Source organism: Brevundimonas sp. (assembly GCF_031082345.1).
Taxonomy (GTDB): Bacteria; Pseudomonadota; Alphaproteobacteria; order Caulobacterales; family Caulobacteraceae; genus Brevundimonas.
Window position 1 is genome coordinate 1 of the sequence record NZ_JAVHLH010000131.1, and the last position, 7,885, is coordinate 7,885.

Genomic DNA, 7,885 nt, shown 5'->3' on the forward strand with positions numbered 1-7,885 from the left:
TGGCGCCCCGACCGGCGGCGACAGGGCCGGGAGTTCTGCGACCTGTGCGGCGCGCGCCGCGCCGCGCCCTCGTCCGACTGACGCCGCGCCTTCGCCGCTTCGGTCCGCGGCGACCTTCGTTTCCATCAAGCGCCGCGGCGAGTTCCCGCCCAAAACAAAACCGGCCGGGGTCGCCCCCGGCCGGTTCGTTCGTTCCGCCCTGCGGCGGAGCGATCAGTACTTGAAGCGCAGGGTGGCGCCGTAGGTGCGCGGCGCACCCAGGAAGGCGTCGTAGGTCTGGCTGTCCAGCGCCGGGTTGTAGTAGGTGCCGTTCGGCTGGATCGTGCTCTGGAACGCCGAGCCTTGCAGCGGGGCGTTATAGGCGACCTGGATGTACTCCTCGTCGGTCAGGTTCTGGACCCAGAACTCGGCCGTCCAGCGCTCATCGACGCTGCCCAGAAGGAAGCGGCCGTTCAGCGTGGCGAAGGCGTCCTGCTGCTTGGCGGGCAGCAGGTCGGAGCCGGTGTTGTACTCCGTCATGTACTTGCCGGCGAGGCTGAAGCCCACGCGCAGGTCGTCGCGGACATTGCGGTCGAAGTTGATCGCCAGGGTGCCCGACCATTCCGGAGCGAACGAGGCGGTCGCGCCGGGCAGCAGCGACAGCTGCGGGAAGTTGCCGGGGCTGGCGAGGTCGGCGGCGGTGAAGGCGCCGTACTCCGCCTCGGTCCAGGTGACGCCGCCCTGGAAGGTCAGGCCTTCGACCGGCGAGAACCACAGGAAGTCGGCGTCGACGCCGCGCGAGGTCAGCTCGGGGATCGACTCCACCACGAAGGCGGTGCCGAGGAAGGTGTTGAGCTGGAAGTTGTCGAACGTCTGGTCGAAGTAGGTGGCGTTCAGCAGCAGGCTGCGGTCCAGCAGCGTCATCTTGGCGCCGATCTCGTAGCTGTCCACGACTTCGGACGGGAACAGGGTCGAGGCCACCGGCGTGATGCCCGCCTGCACCCGGTCGAGGTTGTAGCCGAAGCTCTTGTAGCCGCGGGCGTACGACACATAGGTCAGGATGGACGGGTTCAGACGGTAGGACGCCTTGATGGTGCCGCTGAGCTCGCTGTCGTCGAAGTCCTCATCGACCGAGCGGTTGTTGAAGGCGATGTTGGACCACGGAAGGCAGAAGTTGCCGAGAACCGTGGGGGTGTTGGCGCCGAGCACGGCGCCGATGGCCGCGGCGTTGGCGAGCGCGGCGCCGCAGGTCGCGCCGTTGCCGTTGGTGTTGGTCTGCTGCCCGCGGAGCGTCTTCTCGTCCATGGTGTAGCGCAGGCCGAGGGTCACATCGAACGCGTCGGTGACGTGCCAGGTGTTGTTGGTGAACAGGGCGACCGAGGTCGATCCCTGCTCGTAGCGGTCCTCGAAGCCCTGGCCGACGATGAAGCCCGGGCCGCCGCCGCCGATGGCGCCGCCGGTGGCCAGGCAGGTGCCGAAGCCGACCGGAGTCTGGGCCGCCCGGGTGTAGCAGCCGATGGTGTTCGGGCTGATCGGCAGGGCCGGGTTGGCCGCGTTCAGGCGGGCGCTGAGCAGGAAGGACAGGAACGGGGTGTAGTCGGCCCCGAAATACCAGCTGTCGGTGCGGCCGATGTCCTCGTTGGTCACGAAGGCGCCGACCAGCCAGTCGAGGCTGTCGTTGGCTCCGGCCAGGCGGAACTCCTGGGTCACGTTCTCGACGGAGAAGCCGTAGTCGCCGTCCTGCTCGCGGTAGGCGATGTCGGCGCCGGTGTAGTCGATGTCCTGGCCGAGGCTGGACGTCCACTTACGCCACGAGGACACGGAGGTCAGGGTCGAACCGCCCAGGAACGAGGGCATGTCGAAATTGGCCTCGACCGACCAGCCCTTGTCTTCGACTTCCTGGCCGCTCGAGCGGTTGGCGTAGCCGGTGCGCGAGAACGGCAGCATGCCGAAGCCGGCGGCCGGCGGACGCTGGCCGGGCCCGACGGACAGGGCGTCGATGAACGGATAGGTCGGGCCGGTGCGGATCTGGGTGCCGATGCAGCAGTATTCATCGCGCGACGAATAGTCGGCGATGAAGCGGATCGAGGCGTTGTCGTTGGGCAGCCACAGCAGCTGGCCGCGGACGGTGCCGAAATCCTGGTTGTTGTCGTCGGTTTCGGAGCGCGGGCCGTCACCGGTGTCGATGTCCATGAAGCCGTTGCGCAGGCGGCGGCCGGCGTAGAGGCGGAAGGCCACGGTGTCGCTGATCGGGCCGGTGACCGATCCGGAGACCGCCATGGCGCCGTAGTTGCCGACGGTGGCCTCGGCGTTGAAGCCCGGCGTGAACGACGGGGCCTCGGTGATGATGTTGATGACGCCGGCCGAGGTGTTCTTGCCGAACAGCGTGCCCTGCGGGCCCTTCAGGACCTCGATGCGCTGCAGTTCGCCGAGGTCGCCGAAGCCGACCGAGTTGCGCGAGCGGTAGACGCCGTCGATGACCACGCCGACCGAGCTTTCCAGGCCGGGGTTGTCGCCGACCGTGCCGACGCCGCGGATGCGGGCCGTGGTCGAGGCTTCCGACGAGGTCGAGGTGACCGTCATGCCGGGGGTGAGGATCTGCAGGTCCTTGATGTCGCGGACGCCGGCGTCCTCGAGCACTTCCTGGGACAGGCTGGTGACCACGATCGGCACGTCCTGCAGGTTCTGCTCGCGCTTCTGGGCGGTGACGATGATGTCATCGACCGTGGTGGCGCGGTCCTGACCGTCCTGGGCCGAGGCGGCTCCGGCGAAACCGAAGGCCACGGCGCCGACAACAGCGGCGGACGCAGTAGTGCGAAGAAGGTTGGTAAGGCGCATGGTCGCTCCCCGACAATGGCCGGGGTTCCCGAATGGAACGGGTTGCCGCGGCGTTTCCTGATCCCTGGACCGCGCCCTTCTTGCGGAGCGCGGAAACTCCAGCATTCGGGGTAATCCAAGCCGGACTCCGCCACAAGCATTCGGGGCCTAAGCGGCCTCATTTCGACCATGGCGCAAGCCAGACTGTGACGCAAAAGCGACAGAAACCGATGACGTTAGGTCAATATTCGCCCCTTCTCCGCCAGTATCGCGCGCCGTCCGGGGCGAAATCATCCACGTCGGCGATGGTCGGATGAAGTGCGGACGCCCGGGGGGCGACGCCCGGCCGCGGCCTCCACGGCGATTCTTTCGATAAAATCCCGACCGGGGGGAGAAATCCGCGCCGCCACCCTCTATCAAGACCGCCCGCGCCCCGCCTGACTGACGCTTCCGAGGCCGATTCTTGCTCTTTCTGCTCGCCCTTCTTCCGTTGATCGGGGCCGTCGCGCCGGCCCTCGCCATCCGGCTGGGACGCAACGCCGCCGCGCTCGCGGCCGGCGGCGTGACCCTGACGGCCCTGCTGGTGCTCGCGGGGATGGCGCCGGCGGTGATGGCCGGAGAGACGGTGCGGGCCAGCGTACCGTGGATCCCGGCCCTGGGCCTGGACGCCAGCCTGTTCCTCGATCCGCTGGGCCTGATGTTCGCGGGGATGATCCTGGGCATCGGCCTGCTGGTCATCATCTACGCCCGCTTCTACCTCGCGGCGGCCGACCCGATGGGGCGGTTCTTCACCTATCTGCTGCTGTTCCAGGGGGCGATGCTGGGCATCGTCCTGTCGGACAATGTGCTGCTGCTGCTGATCTTCTGGGAGCTGACCAGTCTTTCATCGTTCCTGCTGATCGGATTCTGGCGCCATTCGGCCGAGGCGCGGCAGGGAGCGCGGATGGCGCTGTTCGTCACCGGCGGCGGCGGCCTGGCCCTGATCGGCGGGCTGCTGATCCTCGGAAACATCGCCGGCTCGTACGACCTGACGGTGATCCTGCAGCAGAAGGAGGCGATCCAGGCCTCGCCGCTCTACCTGCCGGCCCTGCTGCTGATCCTCGGCGGCTGTTTCACCAAGTCGGCGCAGTTCCCGTTCCACTTCTGGTTGCCGCACGCCATGGCCGCGCCGACGCCGGTCAGCGCCTATCTGCACTCGGCCACCATGGTGAAGGCCGGGGTCTTCATGCTGGCGCGGCTGTGGCCGGTGCTGGCGGGGACCGAGGCCTGGTTCCTGATCGTGGCGACCACCGGCCTGGTGACCATGGTGTTCGCCGCCTGGGTGGCCCTGTTCAAGGACGATCTGAAGGGGCTGCTGGCCTATTCGACGATCAGTCACCTCGGCTTTCTGACCATGCTGTTCGGCCTCGGCACGCCGATGGCGGCGCTGGTCGGGGTGTTCCACATCATCAATCACGCGACCTTCAAGGCCGCCCTGTTCCTGAACGCCGGCATCGTCGACCACGAGGCGGGGACGCGCGATCTGAAGCGCCTCGGCGGCCTGTTCGGCCTGATGCCGATCGCCGGGACGCTGGCGCTGATCGCCGGGCTGTCGATGGCCGGGGTCCCGCCGCTGAACGGCTTCATCTCCAAGGAGATGATGCTGGAGGAGGCGGCGCACACGGTGTGGCTGGGCCAGCCGTGGGTGTTCCCGGTGCTGGCGACGCTGGGGGCGACCCTCTCTGTGGCCTATTCGCTGCGCTACATCGTCCATGTCTATTTCGGGCCGCGCCGCGACGACTATCCGAAGGCCCCGCACGATCCGGGCGTCGGCCTGTGGGGCCCCCCGGCGGTGCTGACGGCGCTGGTCGTGGCCATCGGCCTGGCCCCGGCCCTGTTCGCCGGGCCGCTGGTGGACGCCGTGGCGCAGGCGGTGACCAACGGCGCGGCGCCGCACGTGCATCTGGCGCTGTGGCACGGGGTGACGCCGGCCCTGTTCATGAGCGTGATCGCCATCGCGATCGGCGCCCTGGCGCTGGCGATGCACGGACGGCTGCAGCGGCGGGTCGAGGCCTTGCCGCTGCCCAGGGCCAAGGCCCTGTTTGACGCCGGGGTAAAGGGGGCGACGGCCCTGTCGCGGCGCGGGATCGACGCGCTGCAGAACGGTTCGTTGCAGCGGGCCATGGCGGCCCTGATCGGGACGGCGGTCGTGGTCGGTTTCGCCGGCTTCCTCGGCGCGGATTACGTCGCCGGCGAGCGGCCGGGCGTGCCGGCCTCGCCCGCGGCCGTGGCCGCCTGGATCGCCCTGGTGACGGCCACCGCCCTGGTCGTCCTGTTCCACCGGGCGCGCTACATCTCGCTGATCTACATCGGCATCGTCGGCCTGATCATCTCGCTGGCCTTCGCCCACCTGTCGGCGCCGGACCTGGCCCTGACCCAGATCTCGGTCGAGGTGGTGACCATCCTGCTGATGCTGCTGGCCCTCAACCTGCTGCCCAAGACGACGCCGGCGGAGAGTCGGCCATGGCGGCGGGTGCGCGACGGGGCGCTGGCCTGCGTCGCCGGCCTCGGCGTCGGCGGCGCGGCCTGGGCGGTGATGACCCGGCCGCTGGACAGCATCTCGGACTATTTCTGGGACAACGCCTATTCCGGCGGCGGCGGCACCAATGTCGTCAACGTCATCCTGGTCGACTTCCGCGGCTTCGACACCTTCGGCGAGATCATCGTGCTGGGCATCGCGGCCCTGGGCATCTTCTCCCTGCTCGAGTCCGTCGGCACCGGGGCCAGCGGCCGGCGGGTGGCGGCGTGGAAACCGGATACGGTGCGCTCTCCCGAACACCACCCGATGATGCTGGTCGTCGCCACCCGGCTGCTGCTGCCGCTGGCCGTGGCGGTGGGGCTGTACATCTTCCTCAGAGGCCACAACCAGCCGGGCGGCGGCTTCATCGCCGGGCTGGTGGTCTCGATCGCCATACTGATGCAGTACATGGCCTCGGGCTACAGTTTCGCGGATCAGCGGCTGCGGGCCGATCACCACAGCCTGATCGGCGCCGGGGTGCTGATCGCCGCCGCCACGGGCCTCGGCTCGCTGGCCTTCGGCGCGCCCTTCCTGACCAGCGCCTTCGACTATTTCAGCCTGCCGCTGATCGGCGAGTTCGAGCTGGCCACGGCCATGCTGTTCGACACCGGCGTGGCCCTGACGGTGATCGGCGCGGTCATGCTGGCCCTCGCCCAGCTGTCGCGGGTGGCGCAGAGCGCCGAGAAACAGCCGCCGCCCGAGACCCTTGAGGCGATGGACGTCGATCCCTCCCGCAACCGCCCCGGCGCCGCGTCGACGACGGAGGCGGGCCGATGACCATGGAGCTGCTGATCGCCTCGGCGATCGCCGTCCTGACCGCCGCCGGGGTCTATCTGACGCTGCGCGGGCGGACTTTCCCGGTGGTGCTGGGCCTGGCCTTCCTGTCCTATGCGATCAACCTGTTCCTGTTCGCCATGGGGCGGCTGGTGATCGACCGGCCGCCGATCTACGACAAGGCGGCGGAGGGCTATACCGACCCCCTGCCCCAAGCCCTGGTGCTGACCGCCATCGTCATCGCCTTCGGCATGACCGCCTTCGTGGTGGTGCTGGCGCTGCGGACCTTCCTCGAGACCGGCTCGGACCAGGTCGACGGCCGGCCCGACGGCCCTGAAGACGCGGAGGGCGGGTCTTGAACGCCTCCATCTCCCTGCTCGTCGCGGCGGCCGTGGTGCTGCCGGCGGTGGTGGGCGCCGCCAGCGTTCTGATGCTGCGCCACCGGCTGGACGCGTCCCGTCTGGTGTCGCTGGGCGCCTGCCTCGCCCTGGTCGGCATCGCCGCCGCCCTGGTGGTCCACGCCTCGGGCGGGACGACGGAGAGCTACGCCCTCGGAAACTGGCGCGCCCCGTTCGGCATCGTGCTGGTGCTGGACCGGCTGTCGGCGATGATGCTGCTGCTGACCGCGGGGCTGGCCACGGTGGTCATGACCTATGCCGTGGCCACCGGGATGGACCGCAAGGGCTGGCATTTCCATCCCCTGTTCCAGTTCCAGCTGCTGGGGCTGAACGGCGCCTTCCTGACTGGGGACCTGTTCAACCTGTTCGTCTTCTTCGAGGTGCTGCTGATCGCCTCCTACGGCCTGCTGCTGCACGGCCAGGGGCCGATGCGGCTGAAGGCGGGGGTGCAGTATGTGGTCATCAACCTGGTCGGTTCGACCCTGTTCCTGATCGGCGTCGGCCTGCTGTACGGCGTCACCGGGACGCTCAACATGGCCGATCTGGCGGTGAAGGTCGCCGCCGCGCCGGCGGGCGACCAAGGGCTGATCGCCGCCTCGGCCCTGATCCTGACCGTGGTGTTCGCGCTGAAGGCCGCGGTCGTACCACTGCATTTCTGGCTGCCGGGGGCCTATTCGGCGGCCACCGGCGCGGTCGCCGCCCTGTTCGCCATCATGACCAAGGTCGGCGCCTACGCCATCATCCGCACCAGCACGCTGATCTTCGGCGAGGATGCGGGCGCGGCGGCCTTCGTCGCCGGGCCGTGGCTGTTGCCGGCGGCGATCGCCACGACCTTCATCGGCTTCATCGGCCTGTTCGCGGCCCGCGGCCTGCGCGAGATGGCGGCCTGGTCGGTGATCGGCTCGATGGGCATGCTGCTGAGCGCCATTTCCGTGTTCCGCGTCGAGGCCATGGGGCCGGCGCTCTACTATGTGCTGCACTCGACCCTCGCCGGGGCGGCCCTGTTCCTGGTCGCCGACCTGATCGGCAAGCGCCGGGGCGAGCATGGCGACGCCCTGACCCTGGGCCCGCGCTTCCGCCAGTCGGGCCTGCTGTCCGGCCTGTTCTTCCTGACGGCGATCGGGGTCGTCGGCCTGCCGCCCCTGTCCGGCTTCATCGGCAAGCTGCTGATCCTCGACGGGGTGCGCGAGACGCCGGCGGCGGCGTGGATCTGGGGGACCATACTGATCACCACCCTGATCGGGGTGCTGGCCTTTGCGCGGGCGGGCAGCCTGCTGTTCTGGAAGAGCGCCGAGGTCGAGGGCGAGATTCCCACCCGGGCGCTGCGCGGCCGGGTGGTCGGGGTGGCGGCGGCCGGCGG

At 69.2% G+C, this 7,885-nt stretch carries 4 protein-coding genes; 3 read left to right on the forward strand and 1 reads right to left on the reverse strand.

What is annotated here, in order from left to right; translation table 11 throughout:
- Positions 1 to 213: 213 nt before the first annotated feature.
- The gene (locus RDU12_RS09590; RefSeq protein ID WP_300290363.1) at positions 214 to 2,817 is read right to left on the reverse strand and encodes a TonB-dependent receptor; all 2,604 of its coding nucleotides are present in this window, start codon (positions 2,815 to 2,817) and stop codon (positions 214 to 216) included.
- 442 nt (positions 2,818 to 3,259) lie between these two features.
- Here RDU12_RS09590 and RDU12_RS09595 point away from each other — a divergent pair, with 442 nt between their 5' ends.
- From RDU12_RS09595 to RDU12_RS09605, 3 genes are all read left to right on the forward strand, one after another.
- On the forward strand, positions 3,260 to 6,130 hold the full coding sequence (locus RDU12_RS09595) for a monovalent cation/H+ antiporter subunit A (RefSeq protein WP_308684515.1): 2,871 nt from the start codon (positions 3,260 to 3,262) through the stop codon (positions 6,128 to 6,130).
- A 2-nt stretch (positions 6,131 to 6,132) separates the two neighbouring features.
- Positions 6,133 to 6,486, forward strand: a complete 354-nt coding sequence (locus tag RDU12_RS09600) for a Na+/H+ antiporter subunit C (RefSeq protein WP_366145271.1) — start codon at positions 6,133 to 6,135, stop codon at positions 6,484 to 6,486.
- On the forward strand, positions 6,483 to 7,885 hold a 1,403-nt coding region (locus RDU12_RS09605), incomplete at its 3' end, for a monovalent cation/H+ antiporter subunit D (RefSeq protein WP_308684516.1). The genes RDU12_RS09600 and RDU12_RS09605, both read left to right, overlap by 4 nt.